Source organism: Enterobacter sp. Sphag1F (genome assembly GCF_014193275.1).
GTDB lineage: Bacteria > Pseudomonadota > Gammaproteobacteria > Enterobacterales > Enterobacteriaceae > Pantoea > Pantoea symbiotica.
Genome location: NZ_JACHZD010000006.1, coordinates 21,089 through 39,192, shown reverse-complemented (window position 1 = coordinate 39,192; position 18,104 = coordinate 21,089). Strand labels below are relative to the sequence as shown.

Sequence of the window (18,104 nt, the reverse complement as noted above, 5' to 3'; positions counted from 1 at the left end):
CTCGCGGCCGCCGCATCTGCCAGCGTTTTATCCCGCCAACTTGCGGGATATAGAAATCTTTACTAGGGTTTGCGCTTCTTCTGCCTCTTATAGCTTTCTTTTCCATTGAAGAAATTACGGCTGCGAAAGCTATGAGATCGCGCCATTTTCTAACCTGGGGAATATATGAGCACAGGAACGGATACAAATAATTCAGCTACATCCAGTGGCTTAACCGTTGATGACATCACCGTCATCGACAACAAATTACTCAAACGCGCGGTCAGTGCCGCCGCATTGGGCAACGCGATGGAGTGGTTTGATTTCGGCGTTTACAGCTATCTCGCCGTGATCATTGGTCAGGTGTTCTTTGCCGATGCCAGCGCTGCCGCGCAGTTGATCGCTTCGTTCGGTACCTTCGCTGCCGCATTTTTAGTGCGTCCAATTGGCGGCATGGTATTTGGCCCGCTCGGCGATCGCATTGGTCGTCAGAAAGTGTTGGCGTTAACCATGATCATGATGTCGATCGGTACCTTCTGTATCGGTCTAATCCCAAGCTACGCCAGCATCGGTATCGCTGCGCCAATTCTGCTACTGCTCGCACGCTTACTGCAGGGCTTCTCTACGGGCGGTGAATATGGCGGTGCCGCTACTTTTATCGCGGAATATTCCACCGATAAGCGTCGCGGTTTTATGGGCAGTTTCCTTGAGTTCGGTACGCTGGGCGGCTATCTGCTGGGGGCAAGCCTGGTTACCGCGATGATCGCCTTCTTACCGCATCAAACCATGATGGATTGGGGCTGGCGTGTGCCGTTCTTCCTCGCTGCGCCGTTGGGTCTGTTCGGCCTCTACATCCGCTTAAAACTGGAAGAGACGCCTGCGTTTAAAGATCACATGGATAAACGCGAAGAGATGGAGCACAACAAACCGCGCCTGAGCGTGTGGCAGATGCTGCGCGATCAGCGTAAACCGCTGCTGAAATGCATTGGTCTGGTGCTGCTGTTCAACGTCTCCAACTATATGCTGACCGCCTATATGCCGAGCTATTTAACCGGCGTCCTGGGAATGAGTGAATTATCCGGCCTGATGTTGGTGATGGTGATTATGTTCATCATGATGCCGCTGACGTTAATGTGGGGACATTTAACCGACCGCATTGGCCGCCGCCCGGTGATTGGTTTAGGTGCGTTGGGTTTGATTGTGCTGGCGATCCCGAGCTACATGCTGATTGGTTCTGGCAACATGCTGCTGGTATTTGCCGGATTGGCGATTCTGGGCCTGTTACATACCTGCTTCAGCGGCACCATGCCGGCAACGTTACCGGCGCTGTTTGTCACCGATATTCGTTACAGCGCGCTGGCGATTGGCTTTAACTTATCGGTTTCGCTGTTTGGTGGCACCACGCCGCTGATCACCGCATGGCTGGTGGATACCACGCACAATAATCTGATGCCGGCGTATTACATGATCGGTGCCGGGATTATTGGTTTGCTGACGGTATTAACCTTGAGTGAAACGGCACGTAAGCCGCTGAAAGGTTCATCGCCTGCGGTGGCGACGGAAGCAGAAGCGCATCGTTTGATCGATAAGCTGCGTAAACGCAAGGTGAAACATAAACCGGCGTAGATCGCAGGCCGCATCCACAGAGGTCGCCATGAATGGCGACCCTACGGGTGATTTTGTAGGGTCGCCATTTATGGCGACCGTGCGAGATTCCGGCGCAGTTTGTAGGGTCGCCATGAATGGCGACCTCATCTAACCGAAGCGTAAAAATCCCCCGCTTATTCGATAATTTCCGAAACCCACCTGAAATCCACCATCTCGCGCCAGAAAAGGCCAAAATATCGACTATGATCTGTAGTCCGACCCAACGTTAGTCCCCATTTTTATATCGTTTTCAGCCAGTAGCGAATCGCTTGATGTCGTCCATTGCCCCTGCGTGGGCTAAACGAGGCAATTGAATGGAATTCAGATCATTTGAAAAATCCTGGGGCGCTGAAATTCTTGCTGATGACAGCGTCCGTTTTCGTGTTTGGGCACCTGGGCAACAGCACATCACCTTAAGACTTGCCGATAACGACGCAGCCATGCTCGACGCAGGCGACGGTTGGTTTGAGCTGCAAGTCAGCGGCGTGGCGCCTGGCGCAGAGTATAACTTTGTGCTGGACGATGGCACGGTGGTGCCCGATCCCGCCGCCCGTGCGCAAAAGGCAGATGTTAACGGCCCTTCGCTGGTTATCGATCCACAAAGCTATCGCTGGCAACATACCGAGTGGCAAGGTCGCCCGTGGCGCGAAACGGTGGTGTATGAGCTGCACATCGGCACCTTTACACCAGAAGGCACTTTCCAGGCGGCGATAGCCAGGCTGCCGTGGCTGGCTGAATTAGGCATCACGCAGCTGGAAGTGCTGCCGGTTTCACAGTTTGGCGGCAATCGTGGTTGGGGCTACGACGGCGTGTTGCTCTACGCTCCGCATGCGGCTTACGGATCGCCGAATGACTTCAAAGCCTTTATTGATGCCGCGCACGCGCACGGCTTGTCGGTGGTGCTGGATATCGTGCTCAACCACTTTGGCCCGGAAGGCAATTATCTGCCGCTGCTGGCACCGGAATTTTTCCATCAGGAACGCATGACGCCGTGGGGCGCGGGCATTGCTTATGATGTCGATGCGGTGCGGCGCTACATCGTCGAAGCGCCACTCTATTGGCTGCAGGAGTTTAATCTGGATGGGCTGCGCTTTGATGCCATTGACCAGATCGAAGACAGCTCGAGCAAGCATGCCTTGATTGAGATTGCCGAACGCATCCGTCAGGCGATTCCCGAGCGCCCTGTTCATCTCACCACCGAAGATTGCCGCAACGTCATCTTCCTGCATCCGCGCGACAAACAGGGCAACGCGCCGCTGTTTACCGGCGAGTGGAACGATGATTTCCACAATGCGGTGCACGTATTCGCCACCGGTGAAACCCACGCCTATTACGAAGATTTCGCTGAGGTGCCGGAGAAACTCGTGGCGCGCGTGCTGACCGAAGGCTTTGCTTATCAGGGCGAGCTATCGCCACAGAGTGGGCAACGGCGCGGCGTGCCGAGCGCCAGCCAGCCGCCGGTGGCGTTCGTCGATTTCATCCAGAACCACGATCAGGTCGGTAACCGCGCGCAGGGCGATCGCTTGATCAACCTGGCGGGCAGCGATCGCACCAAAGTGCTGCTGGCAATGCTGCTGCTGTCGCCGCACATTCCGCTGCTGTTTATGGGCGAAGAGTATGGCGAAACCAATCCCTTCCTGTTCTTCACCGATTTCCACGGTGATTTGGCCAAAGCGGTGCGTGAAGGTCGCGCCAGAGAGTTTACCGGTCACGCCGGGCATGACGAAGAGGTACCGGATCCCAATGCTGAGCAGACCTTCATCCGTTCGAAACTTGACTGGAATAAGCTGCAAACGCCTGCGGGCCAGAGCTGGCTGGCGTTAACGCGCGAGCTGCTGGCGCTGCGTCAGCAACACATCGTGCCGTTGCCGGCGGATGCGGGTGGCAACAGCGGCAAGGTGCTCGCCACTGCGGAAGGCTTTGTTGCCGTCAGTTGGCGTTTCCCGCAGGGCGTGCTGTCGCTGGCGCTGAATATTGGCAAGCAGACGCAACCTTTACCCACCATGCCAGGCCGCACGGTTTTCGCCTGGCCGCAAGAAACTGAAGCATTACCCCAACACACCATTGTGGTGCGTTTGGATCAGGGAGCAACAAAATGAGCATTCCAACCGCGACGTACCGCATTCAGTTTCGCAACGGCATGACCTTTGATCGCGCCGCAGCGCTGGTGCCTTATCTGCAACGCCTTGGCATCAGCCATCTTTACGCGTCGCCGATTTTCAGCGCCACCGCCGAATCCACTCATGGTTACGATGTGACCGATGCCAATGAGATCGAACCGGCAATTGGCGGCCGCGACGGCTTCAATCGGCTGGTTGAAGCGTTGCAGGACGCCGAGATCGGCTTGATTCTCGACATCGTGCCAAATCATATGGCGGCTTCGCTGGAGAATGCCTGGTGGCGCGATGTGATTGAGTATGGCGAGAGCAGCCGCTATGCCAATCACTTTGACATCGATTGGACGCGCCGCCTGACGCTGCCGTTTCTCGGCGACAGCTTCGAGAACGTGCTGGAAAACGGTGAGCTGAGCATTAAAGCGCATCCGGAAACCGGCCATCCGGCGCTGGCCTATTACGACAGCTTTTACCCGCTGACGCCCGCCAGCTGGCAGGATCGCGCCGACGAGGTGCTGGCGATCACCGATGCCAGAGCGATTGCCGAACTGCATGAGCAGCAGCCCTGGCGCTTGATCAGCTGGCGCGATGCACGCAGCGAGCTCTCTTATCGCCGTTTCTTTGAGATCACCGGTTTAGTCGGCGTGCGCGTTGAAGATGAAGCGGTGTTTGCCGATTCCCACCAGCTGATTCTTGAGCTGGTGCGCTCGGGCGCGGTCAACGGATTACGCGTCGATCACGTTGATGGCCTTGCCGATCCGCAAGGTTATTTGCGCCAGCTGCGCCAGGCCACCGGCCCGGATTGCTATATCACGGTGGAAAAAATCCTCGCCGAAGGGGAACAGATCCCTGACGACTGGCCGATTTCCGGCACCACCGGCTACGAATTTATTGCCGCGCTGTCGCACGCGCTGGTCGATGATTCGCAGATCGATACGCTGCATCTGGCGTATGAAGCTATCACCGGACAACGAAACGACGTTGAAGGCGGACTGCGCGTGGCGCGCGAATTGATGGTCGATCGCAATTTCGCCGGTGAGTTTGCGCGTTTACTCAAGCTGGCGACACAGATTGCCACTTCTGAACATCGCAACCTCGGTGAAGCGGAGCTGCACGTCGCGCTGCGGGAAATCCTTATTGCCTTCCCGGTGTATCGCACTTACGGCCAGCAGGATGGCATGCCGCTCGAAGGTGAAGAGCTGCTGCAACAGGTGCTGGAAATCGTAAAAAACAGCGCGTCGCCAACGGCGCTTAGTTTGCTGCAGGCGATGCTGCTGGGCGCGGTTTCCGAAGAGAGTGAAAAAGATGCGCATGAATTCCGCGTGCGCTTCCAGCAGCTGACCGGACCGCTAATGGCGAAGTCAGTGGAAGACACGCTGTTCTTCCGCAATCACGTCGCGTTAGCCATCAATGAAGTCGGCGCAGAGCCGCTACCACATGCTTTCTCGCTGGCGCATTTCCACAGCGAGATGCAAACGCGGCTGCAACAACAACCCGATGGCATCTCTTCCACTTCAACCCACGACACCAAGCGTGGCGAAGATGCGCGTGCGCGGCTGTACACGCTGAGCGAAGCGCCAGCGCTGTGGGCGGAACACGTCACGCGCTGGCGGCAGATTAATCAGGCGCAGGTGGTTGAGCTGGAAGATGGCGCCGCACCGGAACCGGCGGTGGAATGGATGCTGTATCAGGCGTTAGCCGGCGTATGGCCGACCACCTTGCAGCCGCAGGATGCCAGCCAACTCGAAGAGCGCTTTATTCCTTTTGTCGAGAAAGCGTTACGCGAAGCCAAGCTGCGCACCGACTGGGCAGAGAGCAACGAAGCCTACGAAAACGCGGTGCTGGATTATGCGCGTCATCTGCTTTCTCCGGCCAATCAGCTGTTCCTCAGCGACTTCAGCCACGCGTTGCAGCCGTTTATCCAGGCTGGACTGATCAACAGCCTGACGCAAACGGTGATCAAACTCACCGCGCCGGGCGTGCCGGATATCTATCAGGGCAGCGAAGCGCTGGATTTCAGCCTGGTCGATCCCGACAACCGCCGCACGCCTGACTTTGATCTGCTGGAACAGCAGCTTGAAGAGTCTGAATCTCCCGATTTCAACGACGCGCAAAACTGGCTGAGCGGCAAGCTGAAACAACAGGTGATTGCCCGCCTTCTGCATCTGCACCGCGATTATCCGCAGCTATTCCGCGTGGGTGATTATCAGCCGCTGCAGGTTAACGGTGAACATCAGGAAAAAGTCATCGCCTTTGCGCGTCAGGACAGCGATCACGCCCTGCTGGTGATCTTGCCGCGCCTGAGTTTCGACAACGCACAATGGACGCAAACCGAAGTAGAACTGACCGAATCACTCGCCCATCGCCATTATCGCAACTTATGGACAGGCGCAAGCGTGGCGATTGGCGATTACATCGCGCTGGATGAGGCGGCCTCAAGTGCGCCGTTAGTGCTGCTGAGCAGCTGATACATACCCGATCAATCTGTGTGGAGAATAATGGATGACAAGTAAGCCTCTAAAAATTACAGCAGGTTCGGGACAAGTGCTTGGCGCTAACTTTGATGGCCAGGGCGTGAACTTTGCACTGTTTTCGGCCTGCGCTGAGCGCGTAGAGCTGTGTTTGTACGATGAGAGTGGCGAAAATGAAATCGCCCGCTTCGATTTGCCGGAATATACCCATGAAGTGTGGCACGGCTATATTACCGGCTTGCAGCCCGGCGCGCTCTATGGTTATCGCGTGCACGGCCCTTATGAGCCGGAAAATGGCCATCGCTTTAACCCCAACAAACTTTTGCTTGACCCTTACGCGCGCGAACTGGCGGGCGAACTGCAATGGGATGAGTCGCACTTCGCGTATGACCTGCACGATGACGAGAAGGATTTGAGTTTCGATACCCGCGACAGCGCGCCGTTTACGCCCAAATGCGTGGTCATCGATCCCAACGAATTTGACTGGCAGGATGCCAATCGCCCGAATATTCCGTGGTCAAAAACGGTGATTTATGAAGCGCATGTGAAAGGCTTCAGCCAGCTTAATCCGGCGGTGCCCGAAGAGATGCGCGGCACTTACGACGGTTTAAGCAATCAGGCTTCGATCGATTACATCAAAAGTCTGGGCGTGACTACCGTGGAACTGCTGCCAGTGCACGGTTTCCCGGACGATCAGCATCTGCTGGATCGCGGTCTGAAAAACTTCTGGGGCTACAACACGCTGGCGTTCTTCGCCCCGGCCACGCGTTACTTTGGTCCGCGCGGCATTCAGGGCTTCCGCGACATGGTGCGCGCCTTCCACGATGCCGGTATCGAAGTGATTCTTGATGTGGTCTATAACCACACCGCCGAAGGCAATGAACTCGGTCCAACCTTGTCGTTTAAAGGCATCGATAACTACTCCTATTACCGCACGCTGCCGGATCAGCATCGCTATTACATCAACGATACCGGCACCGGCAACACCGTGAATACCTCGCATCCGCGCGTGCTGCAGATGATTCTGGATTCGCTGCGTTATTGGGCCGAATCGATGCACGTTGATGGCTTCCGCTTTGATCTCGGCACCGTGCTAGGACGTGAGCCAGAAGGCTTTGACCAGCGCGGCGGCTTCTTTGACGCCATCATGCAGGATCCGGTGCTGTCTAAACTGAAGCTGATTGGTGAACCGTGGGATATCGGGCCGGGCGGCTATCAGGTTGGCGGCTTCCCGCCAGGCTGGGCGGAGTGGAACGATAAGTATCGCGATACGGTGCGTGAGTACTGGAAAGGTGACATGGTCACGAATGATTTCGCCGCGCGCCTGCTCGGTTCCGGCGATCTCTACGATCAGCGCGGTCGCCGTCCGTGGGCCAGCATCAACTTCCTTACCGCGCATGATGGCTTCACGTTGAACGATTTGGTGTCGTACAACGAGAAACACAATGAAGCCAACGGTGAAGACAATAACGACGGCCATAACGAGAACCGTTCGTACAACTACGGCGCGGAAGGCCCAACGGACGATGAAGGCATTAACGCGGTGCGCGAGCGGCAGAAACGCAACTTCCTCGCCACGCTGCTGTTCTCGCACGGCACGCCGATGCTGTTGGCGGGCGATGAGTTTGGTCGTAGCCAGCTCGGCAATAACAACGGCTACTGTCAGGACAGCGAAATTTCGTGGCTGCATTGGGAAAACCTGCCGCCTTCCGCTGATGCGCTGCGCGACTTTACTCGACATATTCTGGCGTTAAGAGCTAAACAGCCGCTGCTGCGGCGTGAAAGCTGGCGCGATGGGATGGAAATCAAATGGTTTAACGCCGGTGGTGGCTTCCAGCAGGCCGACCAATGGGATGATGGCACCACGCTTGGGGTTTATCTCGGTCGGCCGGATTTAGAGACGGAAGAAGGTATCTGGCATGACGTGTTGATGCTGTTTAATCCGTACGAAGGCAACGTGCCGTTCCGTATTCCGCAGTTTGGTGAAGGCGGCTGGGCGCTGGAGCTTTCGACTTCAGAAGGCGTTGAGAAGGGATTGGTGATTACTAAAGAGAAGGATTTCGAGCTGGAAGGCCGCAGTCTGGCGCTGTTCCGCAGACCGTAATACGGTCGCCATTCATGGCGACCCTGGTTATCAGGTGCGCATCAATGCGCACCTGATAAAATAAATTAACTAAATTCCTTAATCTGCCGATGGTTATTAACTTGCCTTCCTTCCTGTGCTGCTCCGCCCGGGAGGCTTTTTAGATTAAGGATAATAAAATGAACATCTCCCAACGTCTGTTTGCCACATTTTCTATACTGTTTGCTGCCATAATCCTACAAGCTGTACTCGCCATTTCTCTGCTTTCAGGTTTTCAGGATCGTTTTGAATACGTGCAGGCCAATGCGATTCCCTCGATTAAAGATCTGGGCAAACTCATTGATGGCAGTAACCAGCTGGCCCTAACGCTGTACAAACACAAAAGCCAGACCGACGACAGTAAAATGCCGGCGATTGAGAATGAGATCCAAAAACAGCTGGCGGATTTGAAATCACAAACCGATTACTACATGGCTAACGATATCTCCAATGATGAAGATAAGCGCTTAACGGAAGTCGCTTACGCCAATATTGAGCATGTCATCGCCGCGCTGCCGTCTTTCTTAGCCGCTTCGCGTGGCCATCAAAATGATATCAGTCTGGCGCTGATTGACGGGCAAACTGGCATCGGTGCCGCGATCCGTCAGCTGATTAGTGATTATCAAAAACAGCTGCAGCTAAATATCACTATTGGAGATGAACTGCGCGCCACTAACCGCAGCACCTTCCATTCCGTGCTGTGGACCACCATTGCTGGCGTTATTGCTACCGTGCTGATTTTTGGTGTGCTGTCGCTGTTCACCGTACTGCGCATTCGTCGCAGTTTGTCTGCGGCAGGCAAGGTGATGATGGCGGCCAGCGAGAACCTCGATTTGACGCTGAAGGCGGATGAAAGTCGTCGTGATGAAGTGGGCAACATGGCGCACTCGTTTAACATCCTTATGGAGCGCGTGTCAGGCGCGCTGTCTTCCGTGCGTCAGGCATCACAATCGGTTAGTAGCGCATCGGTGCAGATCACCGCTGGCAATGAAGATCTTTCATCACGTACAGAACAGCAGGCGGCATCATTGGAACAAACCGCCGCCAGCATGACCGAACTGAGTGAAACGGTACGTCAGACTGCCGATAACACCCGCCAGGCGAGTCAGCTTGCCGCCAACGCCAGCGGATTGTCGGAGAAGAGCAGCACATCACTGACCACCATGCTTTCAACCATGGATAACATTCGTGGTAGCTCGCGCAAAGTGACCGAAATTGTCTCGATCATTGAAGGCATTGCTTTCCAGACCAATATTTTGGCGCTCAACGCCGCTGTTGAAGCCGCGCGTGCCGGTGAGCATGGCAAAGGATTTGCTGTGGTCGCCGGTGAAGTGCGTAACTTATCGCAGCGTTCCACCACCGCCGCGCGTGAAATCAAGACGCTGATTGAAGAGTCCCATCGTTTGACCGAAGCCGGTGCCGCGCAGGCCAGCGACGTCGGCCGCAATATGAGCGTAATGAATGATGCCATTCATCAGGTGAGCCAACTGGTGGAAGAGATTGCCGCCGCTGCCGTTGAACAGAGCCAGGGCATTGTGCAGGTGCAGCAAGCGGTGAATCAGATGGACGATGTCACGCAGCAGAACGCCGCGCTGGTGGAAGAAGCTTCTGCCGCTTCGCAGTCGCTGCAGGAGCAGGCCGGGAATCTGAATCAGCTGGTGGGGAAATTCCATGTTGCGGGTGCAGGCGAGGTTTATCAGACCCAGGCTGTGGTGCATAAGGCTTCATACGTTAAGCCCTCGCGCGTTGCGATGGTGAATGACGCGGATTGGCAGAGCTTTTAAGGTGTTACCAAAATCTAGCTAAGCTACGTAGGGTCGCCATTCATGGCGACCTAACTGCATTTGCCTGGCAAAACTCTGCAATATTTCACCCGCTATTAGTCGTTCCACTCCTCTCTTTTGAACAAAAATTAGCGTTCATCCCACTGTAATCTGGCTGTCTGTCATTCAGGGAGGATGAATATGGATACGGTTGAGCAGCTTAATGGGACGTACTTCTACGCTGGGCGGTCAAACTTAACCTCCAGTGAACTACTTTTTATGATTTTTTGTGAAAAGGTCGTCGAGCAATATGGATTGGGCGTTGCCGATTTCACAGCTGTGGCGGCTATCGTTTCCGGTAGAAACAACCTATCAACGAGAGGGAAAATTGGTGGCAATACAACGAAAGGTACTTCCTATGCATCAAAAGCTTCACGAGCCGTATTCAAGAAGGCTAAATTCCCTTTTGGACTTGAGCTCCCAACATGGTTAGGTGGTTATACGCCATGGACTGCAAGAAAAGTTTATGTCCGAAACATTGGCACTTTTGTTGGGAGAACCGTTCCCTTACTCGGAGTCATAATACTTGCTGCCGATGTATCACAAATAGTTTATTTTACGGTCAGGGACTACAACTTAATTGCCTCAGAAGCAGATAAAATATGGTGAGCAATTTAGATCAGCAAATATATGACTTCATTCAGCCGTATGCTGGAACCTATTTTTTTAACATCAAGAAAGTAATTCTTACACAAAATACTGATCTCGATACCGATCTTAGCATTGATGAATATGAGGCTGAGGAGTTAATGAGAGAGTATTTTAAAAAATTTAATGTTGATCCAGCTGGCTTCGATATCAAAGTCTACTATCCAGAAATTCCATTTTCCTGGAATCCTTTTAAAAAGATTAATCCAGTGCTGGTTCCCGATTTTTCGATAGGAATGTTAATAGAATCCGCTAAAGCAGGTCGTTGGTTATACAATTAATACAAGGAGAATTAATATGGCAATTCCAGTTCATATGTGGATTAAAGATGATGGCGGTGCTGTAATCCGTGGTGGTTCTGATGTAATGAACCGTGAAGGCAGTATTGAGCTTAGAGGTATTCACCATAATCTCAGCATTCCGACAGATAGCAATACTGGTAAGCTGACTGGTACCAGGCAACATGCTCCGTTCCAATTCGAAAAAGAAATTGATTCCGCATCCCCTTATCTCTATAAAGCTGTTGCTACAGGCCAGACGATGAAAGCTGCAGAATTTAAGTGGTATCGCATCAGTGACGCCGGCCAGGAAGAAGAGTACTTCAATATATTAATGGAAGATGTAAAGGTCATATCCATATCGCCGATCATGCATGATACGCGTAATTGTCCTGGAACCGGACATATGGAAAGCGTTGCGCTTCGTTATGCAAAGATCACGTGGAAATATGTTGATGGCAACATTCAGTACACCGATGCATGGAATGAGAGGCCAACGGCCTAAAGCCAGAAGTAGAATTATTGAAAGAGATTTATCGCAGCTTATTCGATGCCGGAATCCTGCTTATGCATAACACGGGATTTCGGCACAGAATCAATCCGAATATTCTCAGACCTTCAGCATTTTCACAGTGGCATCAATATCGATTTCATCTGCCGTGAAAATTAAGGTTGTTCCCTGAAAAGTGGTAATCGCCAGTTTTTTAAGTGAGCGGACTTCATCCGGCTTAACATCTGTTTTCGGCTTGATGCTATTCATCAAAATGCCAACTGACAGCACGGTATTCTCTTTATCGATACGCGTCTCAACCGGCACTTCTTCGCTGTAAACCACGTAAGACTTGATCGACGTAAGCTTTAGGCGCTCACCGGCAATATAGATATATTTGCTTTCGGGTGCGACTTTCACCGCATAGGCTGACAAACCCTTGTTATTGGTTGTCGGCTCGAATGTCACCGCCGCATCTTTCTTGATCAGCTCAGGGTTAGCGACCTTAATCACATGGAAATAGCGGTTATCGCCATTTTCATCTTTGATAAATCCAAAACCTTTATCCTGAAACCAGGTTGTGATCGTTCCGTTCATCGCCATTGCCGCCTACCTAATCGTTATCTACTCAGTTTTTTCAGCCCGCAGTGTAAAGCACATTGCCTGCGCAGACCACGTCTTTGCTGTAAGTCTGGACGATAATTTTTGGCTATGCGAGTGCTTATCCACCAGATTCGCCAGCCAGTTGAAAATTCGCTATTATCCGCCTCCCTTCCTCAGCCGGGCGCTCAGATGTCTACCATTATCGATCACTTTATTGCCCCGCCTTGCAATGACGAGATTGAGATTCTTTATCAGGATGATCATCTGCTGCTGATCAATAAACCTGCTGGCTTGCTCAGCCTGTCGGGAAAAAATCCGCTCAATCTCGATTCAGTGCATCATCGGTTAGTAAAGCTGTTCCCCGGTTGCACGCTGGTGCATCGGCTGGATTTTGGGACATCGGGATTAATGGTGATTGCCCGCAACAAGGCGATTAATGCCGCATTGTGCCAGCAGTTCAGCCAGCGCAGCGTGACCAAGATTTATCGCGCGCTGTTGTGTGGGCATCTGGCTGATGATGAAGGTGTGATCGATGCGCCAATTGCTAAAGATCCGGCGCTGTTTCCGCTAATGACGATTTGCGCAGTCAGTGGCAAACCTGCTCGCTCACCTTATCGTGTCATTGAGCGCACGCATGAAGGGATGCTGCCATTAACGCGGGTCGAACTCACGCCAGAAACGGGACGCACCCATCAACTGCGCATTCACTGCCAGCAGTTGGGCCATCCGATTTTGGGTTGCGATCTGTATGGCGGGCGCTTGCTGCCGGGAAGCGAACAAACGCCGCGATTGATGTTACACGCCAGTGAGTTGAATTTTATTCATCCGGTAAGCGGTGAGTCGGTAAACATCCGCAATGCCTGCCCATTCTGACAGCGCAAGCGGCGTTTTGATTACCACATCAAATCATCTGGCACTTTGAAATCAGCGTACGGATCGTCTTCATCCTGTTCTTCCTGACTCAATGCGCTGTTCAATACGATACTGCTCGCATCTCGCTGTGCAATTTTATCCGCAACGCTGGCGGGAATGATCGCGTATTGACTCTCACCATTGCTATCAACGCTCAGTCGCGCGATGGCAAGGCGGCCATTAATCAGCTGTGTCTGAGTCAGCTTATCCACGTCGATTTTTTTGATCAGATTATTGTCGGTGAAATTAAAACCAATATTGCCTTTCGAAATATCGATTTTGTTCATTTCGATTAGCTGCTTAACCTGCGCTTTATACTCTTTGGCTAAAGTCGCCTGTTTTTGCTGTTCGCTCAACTGCTTATCACGCTCAAGCTGCGCTTTTTTATTTTCTTCCACTGCTTCTCTGGCTTCACGAGCCTGAACGCGTGATTTTTTAGCGGTTCTCTGGACCTTGTCCATTTTTTTGCTGCTGACTAAGCCTGCTTTCAGCATTTGCTCTTGTAAGGTGAGTTTTGCCATTTTCGTGTCTGACCGGTTAAAAAATTTGGAAAGAGTATACCTGCAATGATGAAGTCTGTGCCAGACCGCACGGGCTAACCGCTGAACGCACGATCTTCATCATCACTCTCATCATGAAATTCCTTCATGTTCGATGAAATTAAATCACTTTTTTTCAACCAGTGACTCAGGCATAAAAGTACCATCGTTAATAACTTAAAATAATATGAAGCCTGCTGATTGAGAGTACCCGCTAAGAACATGGGGAAAGCCTAAAAATCCAGCCACAGCAAGGCCTTATATTTATAACCAGGACAGCAGACTAAAATGAATAACGCCTTTACTTTTACGGTTAAGAGCCTTCGTTTCGACGAAAATTACAATCCTTCTGGCAATACACGCATCACCACCAACTTTGCGAATCTGGCCCGCGGTGAGAAGCGTCAGGAAAATCTGCGCAACGCGTTGGTGATGATTGATAACCGCTTCAATTCTCTGGCGCATTGGGACAACCCGAAAAGCGATCGTTATGCGGTTGAGCTGGAGATTATTACCGCTGAACTGAATCTCGGTGCTGAAGGCAATGGCAATACTTTCCCAGTCATTGAAATATTGAAAACCAATATCGTTGATAAAAAAACCAATGAGCGCATCGAAGGGATTGTAGGCAATAACTTCTCTTCTTACGTGCGTGATTATGATTTCAGCGTTGTATTGTCAGAGCATAATAAGAGTCACACTGAATTCCGTACGCCAGATAACTTTGGCGACCTGCATGGCAATATCTTCAAAAACTTCGTTAACTCAGACGCATACAAAGCTAACTTCAATAAAGCACCGGTTATCTGCCTGAGCGTATCAAGTAAAAACACCTATTATCGTACCGGTAATGTACATCCGGTACTGGGCATCGAATATCAGCAGGATGAGCTCTCACTGACTGATGAATATTTCGGAAAAATGGGCCTGCGGGCGCGTTATTTCATGCCGGCAAACAGTGCTGCGCCTTTGGCTTTCTATTTCCATGGCGATTTACTCAGTGATTACACCAATCTTGAGCTGATCGGTACCATCAGCACCATGGAGACGTTCCAAAAGATTTACCGTCCTGAGATTTACAATGCTAACTCGGCCGCCGGTAATCAGTATCAGCCAAGCTTAAATCATCAGGATTATTCTTTAACGCGAATTGTTTATGATCGAGAAGAACGTAGCCATTTGGCAGTTGAACAAGGGAAGTTCACGGAAGAGCGCTTTATTAAGCCTTACCAAACTATTCTTGAGCAATGGTTTGCTACTCCCGTTCTTTGATCACCCATAAAAATATAAGGTCACCTGCTATGAAAAAATTATTACCGACTTCCACTGCTGGTAGTTTGCCAAAACCATCGTGGCTGGCTCAGCCCGAAACATTGTGGTCGCCGTGGAAATTGCAAGATCAGGAATTAACCGACGGTAAACAAGATGCGCTGCGTTTGTGCCTGGAAGATCAACAGCAGGCAGGTATTGATATCGTCAGTGATGGCGAACAAACGCGTCAGCACTTTGTTACCACCTTTATTGAACATCTCAACGGCGTGGATTTTGAGAAGCGCGAGATCGTTAAAATCCGCGATCGTTATGATGCCAGTGTTCCAACCGTTGTTGGTCCGGTAAGCCGTCAAAAGTCGGTGTTCGTTGAAGATGCTAAGTTTTTGCGCCAGCAGACTGACCGTCCAATTAAATGGGCGCTGCCGGGTCCAATGACCATGATCGACACGCTTTATGACAACCACTATAAAAGCCGTGAAAAACTGGCATGGGAATTCGCTAAAATTCTCAATGAAGAAGCCAAAGAGTTAGAAGCGGTAGGTGTCGATATTATTCAGTTTGATGAGCCGGCATTTAATGTCTTCTTCGACGAAGTGAATGATTGGGGTATCGCGACCTTAGAACGAGCCATTGAAGGGTTGAAATGCGAGACCGCTGTGCATATTTGCTACGGTTATGGCATCAAAGCGAATACCGACTGGAAAAAGACGCTGGGCACCGAGTGGCGTCAATATGAAGAGATCTTCCCTAAACTGCAAAAGTCGAATATCGATATCATCTCACTGGAGTGTCAAAACTCACATGTGCCGATGGAATTGATGGAACTGATTCGCGGCAAAAAAGTGATGGTTGGTGCCATTGACGTGGCAAGCAATACCATTGAAACGCCTGAAGAAGTTGCCGCGACGCTGCGCAAAGCGCTGCAGTTTGTCGACGCCGACAAACTCTATCCTTGCACCAACTGCGGCATGATTCCTTTGCCGCGCGGCGTGGCAAGAGGCAAGCTGGATGCATTAAGCGCCGGTGCGGAGATTGTGCGTAAAGAGCTGCTGAATAAATAACGCGGCCAAATAGCACCATATACAAAACTCGGTCCGGGATATGACAATCATTCCCGGACCGAGCAGCTGAATCATTATTTGTTAACCTGCCCACCCGACTTTCTGAAATCAATCACCATAGTTTGACCATCCTGAAAGGCGTCAAAATCCGCTCCCTGCGAAAGATATTCACGCGGTTTAATGACTCTCATCTCTTCGGTTGCTTTCACCGCTTTCAACCTCAAGCCAGCGTTTTTAATCAAAGCCAGCCAAATCCACGGTTCAGACTCACCCAGCATTTTCATTCGTATATGATCGATGATGGGGAAGTTACGAATATTGGTTTGTACTTCCGGAGCATCATTTAATTGCCCAACAAAGGCGAGGGAATCAATCGATTGTGCATCCGGAGCGGATAAAGTGATTTTAATCTGATTCATCACCTCCATTTGGTAACGTTGATCATTCACCACCGTATTGAAACTGATTAACATCACCACCAGATGATAAAAAAGCAAAACGACACTGAATCCCGCCAGCCAATTTCTTATTGCAGGTAAAGCGTGCACGGATACGTAGAAACAGAACAGGAAGGTAATGCTGCAGGCGCCCAACATGCGTGGCGCAAATAACGGGGTAGCTAATGCCAAAGAAAGACCAGGAATCGCCATAATTGCGATTAATCCTGCACTCAACATCAATATGGCCGCGCTTACCGTCAATTTCCGCTGCTGTTTTAAGTTGCGTGCCATCAAAATAAGGCCTGAAAAAAGCATCAGCAAAGGCAACAATAAAAATATCATCAGGCCGCGCGGATAGGCGCTGAGAAAAAGACGACTAAACGTTTTAATCGTTTCAATGATGACCAGCAAAGAATCTGAATTGGGCAGTAACAGCTTGCTGTGTTTCATGCTGTACCAGTCAATCTTTACCGGCAGCAGATAATTCATCGCCAGTTTATAGGCCAGGATGGCAATGCCCAGCGCCACTATTTTCCCGAATAGCCACGTCCATGTGAAATGTTCATTATTCAACCGTGCAATAGCCAGTAACGCTACGCAAGCAATATAGACATTAAGTCCTGGCTGATAGAACGTTTGAATCAGCAGTAATATTAGCGTCGTGTAAATGATCCCCTGAAACGGCTTTGATCGGTTCACCATGCTTGCCAGCATGGCGCCCGCGAATGACAAAAGAATGGTTAGGCTGTCAAAGGTATACAGCATTCCCTGCGCCAGAAAGGGATTAAGCACCACAAAAAGCGGCGGCACAAATGACCAGTAGCCAATCAGGGGAATTTTAATTTTTTCAGTGAAGAAAACAGCTGCAACACTCAGCAACAGTAATCCAAGCAGTAAATTAAGCGGAGAAACATCACTGACCGTATTACCAAAAGAGACCAAAGCCTCTAATAACCAGGTGCCCGGTCTTCCGTTGCTCAGCCATGTCGACCGATCCCCATCCAGTATCCGGTAAAGGTCATCCCGATAATAAATTTTGTTGGTCCACACAGGTAGCGTTGCCAGCATTCCCATCATCATGGTCAAAGCGATACGCTGTATCCGACTTACCGACGGAGGATCATTTACGGGCATCATTTTATTAGCGAATTTCCATCGATCTGGGACGGGCGGAATTTATTTCCGCGTAGATACAACCTAGTGTAGGCGGTTTTTTTAGAAGGGATGCTCAGGGATGATAAACATCATTGGCAGGTTTGGGCTGTGCGGATAACATGTCACTTTATCTCCTTCTAACAGGCAACATTGGCATGGCTCTAATCCCTAAAAACTACACGCGGCTGGAAAGCGGCTATCGTGAAAAAGCATTAAAAATCTATCCGTGGGTATGCGGCCGCTGCTCGCGCGAATTTGTCTATTCAAACCTGCGCGAATTAACCGTTCATCACATCGATCACGATCACACCAATAATCCGGAAGATGGCAGTAACTGGGAGTTGTTGTGCCTATATTGTCACGACCACGAGCACTCGAAATACACCGAAGCGGATCAGTACGGTACAACGGTTGTGGCTGGGGAAGATGCACAAAAAGATGTCGGTGAAGCCACCTATAACCCGTTTGCCGATTTGAAGGCCATGTTGAATAAGAAGAAGTAAGGTTATTGTTTGAGACAGAGGTCGCCTTGAATGGCGACCCTACGAAG

At 51.2% G+C, this 18,104-nt stretch carries 15 protein-coding genes; 12 read left to right on the top strand and 3 right to left on the bottom strand.

All coding sequences use genetic code 11. The features are described from left to right. Positions 1 to 165: 165 nt before the first annotated feature. The 8 genes from proP (at position 166) to tssD (ending at position 11,587) form a co-directional block, all read left to right on the top strand. Positions 166 to 1,605 carry a glycine betaine/L-proline transporter ProP gene (gene proP, locus FHW71_RS18490; RefSeq protein WP_179452770.1) on the top strand — a complete coding sequence of 480 codons (1,440 nt, stop codon included), beginning with the start codon at positions 166 to 168 and terminating at the stop codon, positions 1,603 to 1,605. A gap of 335 nt (positions 1,606 to 1,940) precedes the next feature. Then, complete coding sequence (gene treZ, locus FHW71_RS18485) at positions 1,941 to 3,725, top strand: malto-oligosyltrehalose trehalohydrolase (RefSeq protein ID WP_179452771.1); 1,785 nt, start codon at positions 1,941 to 1,943, stop codon at positions 3,723 to 3,725. Beyond that, positions 3,722 to 6,208 (top strand): malto-oligosyltrehalose synthase, encoded by a 2,487-nt coding sequence (gene treY / locus FHW71_RS18480; RefSeq protein ID WP_179452772.1) that lies wholly within the window; start codon positions 3,722 to 3,724, stop codon positions 6,206 to 6,208. Before treZ ends, treY begins: the two co-directional genes overlap by 4 nt. 34 nt (positions 6,209 to 6,242) lie before the next feature. Next, positions 6,243 to 8,315: a glycogen debranching protein GlgX gene (gene glgX, locus FHW71_RS18475; protein ID WP_179452773.1), complete on the top strand. Its 2,073-nt coding sequence runs from the start codon at positions 6,243 to 6,245 to the stop codon at positions 8,313 to 8,315. A 158-nt stretch (positions 8,316 to 8,473) separates the two neighbouring features. Next, complete coding sequence (locus FHW71_RS18470; protein WP_179452774.1) at positions 8,474 to 10,117, top strand: methyl-accepting chemotaxis protein; 1,644 nt, start codon at positions 8,474 to 8,476, stop codon at positions 10,115 to 10,117. A gap of 180 nt (positions 10,118 to 10,297) precedes the next feature. After that, positions 10,298 to 10,765 (top strand): STM2901 family protein, encoded by a 468-nt coding sequence (locus FHW71_RS18465; RefSeq protein ID WP_179452775.1) that lies wholly within the window; start codon positions 10,298 to 10,300, stop codon positions 10,763 to 10,765. Beyond that, positions 10,759 to 11,085, top strand: coding sequence for a DUF1493 family protein (locus FHW71_RS18460; RefSeq protein WP_179452776.1), 327 nt, complete (start codon positions 10,759 to 10,761; stop codon positions 11,083 to 11,085). The genes FHW71_RS18465 and FHW71_RS18460 overlap by 7 nt, the downstream gene beginning before the upstream one ends. 16 nt (positions 11,086 to 11,101) lie before the next feature. Further along, positions 11,102 to 11,587: a type VI secretion system tube protein TssD gene (gene tssD / locus FHW71_RS18455; RefSeq protein WP_179452777.1), complete on the top strand. Its 486-nt coding sequence runs from the start codon at positions 11,102 to 11,104 to the stop codon at positions 11,585 to 11,587. A gap of 105 nt (positions 11,588 to 11,692) precedes the next feature. Here tssD and FHW71_RS18450 read toward each other — a convergent pair whose 3' ends face one another. Further along, positions 11,693 to 12,175 carry a cold shock domain-containing protein gene (locus FHW71_RS18450; protein ID WP_179452778.1) on the bottom strand — a complete coding sequence of 161 codons (483 nt, stop codon included), beginning with the start codon at positions 12,173 to 12,175 and terminating at the stop codon, positions 11,693 to 11,695. 189 nt (positions 12,176 to 12,364) lie between these two features. Between FHW71_RS18450 and FHW71_RS18445 the strand changes: the two genes are divergently transcribed. After that, positions 12,365 to 13,048 (top strand): RluA family pseudouridine synthase, encoded by a 684-nt coding sequence (locus FHW71_RS18445; protein ID WP_179452779.1) that lies wholly within the window; start codon positions 12,365 to 12,367, stop codon positions 13,046 to 13,048. A gap of 20 nt (positions 13,049 to 13,068) precedes the next feature. On the opposite strand, the gene FHW71_RS18440 is transcribed toward FHW71_RS18445, so the two are convergent. Next, a complete protein-coding gene (locus tag FHW71_RS18440; protein ID WP_154156752.1) occupies positions 13,069 to 13,608 on the bottom strand; it encodes a DUF2058 domain-containing protein in 540 nt (179 codons plus the stop codon). A 306-nt stretch (positions 13,609 to 13,914) separates the two neighbouring features. On the opposite strand from FHW71_RS18440, the gene FHW71_RS18435 reads away from it, so the two are divergent. Together FHW71_RS18435 and FHW71_RS18430 are read left to right on the top strand one after the other, a co-directional pair. After that, a complete protein-coding gene (locus tag FHW71_RS18435) occupies positions 13,915 to 14,898 on the top strand; it encodes a DUF1852 domain-containing protein (RefSeq protein WP_008106329.1) in 984 nt (327 codons plus the stop codon). A 29-nt stretch (positions 14,899 to 14,927) separates the two neighbouring features. Then, on the top strand, positions 14,928 to 15,959 hold the full coding sequence (locus FHW71_RS18430) for a methionine synthase (RefSeq protein WP_008106326.1): 1,032 nt from the start codon (positions 14,928 to 14,930) through the stop codon (positions 15,957 to 15,959). A gap of 74 nt (positions 15,960 to 16,033) precedes the next feature. Here FHW71_RS18430 and FHW71_RS18425 read toward each other — a convergent pair whose 3' ends face one another. Beyond that, a complete protein-coding gene (locus FHW71_RS18425; protein WP_286176344.1) occupies positions 16,034 to 17,467 on the bottom strand; it encodes a glucosyltransferase domain-containing protein in 1,434 nt (477 codons plus the stop codon). Positions 17,468 to 17,709: 242 nt separating this feature from the next. Between FHW71_RS18425 and yajD the strand changes: the two genes are divergently transcribed. Continuing rightward, positions 17,710 to 18,057, top strand: a complete 348-nt coding sequence (gene yajD / locus FHW71_RS18420) for an HNH nuclease YajD (protein ID WP_008106321.1) — start codon at positions 17,710 to 17,712, stop codon at positions 18,055 to 18,057. Positions 18,058 to 18,104: the final 47 nt, after the last annotated feature.

Excerpts from the sequence above, each read along its gene's own strand:
- proP (WP_179452770.1), top strand. The coding sequence starts at position 166 with ATGAGCACAGGAACGGATACAAATAATTCAGCTACATCCAGTGGCTTA.
- treZ (WP_179452771.1), top strand. The coding sequence starts at position 1,941 with ATGGAATTCAGATCATTTGAAAAATCCTGGGGCGCTGAAATTCTTGCT.
- treY (WP_179452772.1), top strand. The coding sequence starts at position 3,722 with ATGAGCATTCCAACCGCGACGTACCGCATTCAGTTTCGCAACGGCATG.
- glgX (WP_179452773.1), top strand. The coding sequence starts at position 6,243 with ATGACAAGTAAGCCTCTAAAAATTACAGCAGGTTCGGGACAAGTGCTT.
- FHW71_RS18470 (WP_179452774.1), top strand. The coding sequence starts at position 8,474 with ATGAACATCTCCCAACGTCTGTTTGCCACATTTTCTATACTGTTTGCT.
- FHW71_RS18465 (WP_179452775.1), top strand. The coding sequence starts at position 10,298 with ATGGATACGGTTGAGCAGCTTAATGGGACGTACTTCTACGCTGGGCGG.
- FHW71_RS18460 (WP_179452776.1), top strand. The coding sequence starts at position 10,759 with ATGGTGAGCAATTTAGATCAGCAAATATATGACTTCATTCAGCCGTAT.
- tssD (WP_179452777.1), top strand. The coding sequence starts at position 11,102 with ATGGCAATTCCAGTTCATATGTGGATTAAAGATGATGGCGGTGCTGTA.
- FHW71_RS18450 (WP_179452778.1), bottom strand. The coding sequence starts at position 12,175 with ATGGCGATGAACGGAACGATCACAACCTGGTTTCAGGATAAAGGTTTT.
- FHW71_RS18445 (WP_179452779.1), top strand. The coding sequence starts at position 12,365 with ATGTCTACCATTATCGATCACTTTATTGCCCCGCCTTGCAATGACGAG.
- FHW71_RS18440 (WP_154156752.1), bottom strand. The coding sequence starts at position 13,608 with ATGGCAAAACTCACCTTACAAGAGCAAATGCTGAAAGCAGGCTTAGTC.
- FHW71_RS18435 (WP_008106329.1), top strand. The coding sequence starts at position 13,915 with ATGAATAACGCCTTTACTTTTACGGTTAAGAGCCTTCGTTTCGACGAA.
- FHW71_RS18430 (WP_008106326.1), top strand. The coding sequence starts at position 14,928 with ATGAAAAAATTATTACCGACTTCCACTGCTGGTAGTTTGCCAAAACCA.
- FHW71_RS18425 (WP_286176344.1), bottom strand. The coding sequence starts at position 17,467 with ATGCTGGCAACGCTACCTGTGTGGACCAACAAAATTTATTATCGGGAT.
- yajD (WP_008106321.1), top strand. The coding sequence starts at position 17,710 with ATGGCTCTAATCCCTAAAAACTACACGCGGCTGGAAAGCGGCTATCGT.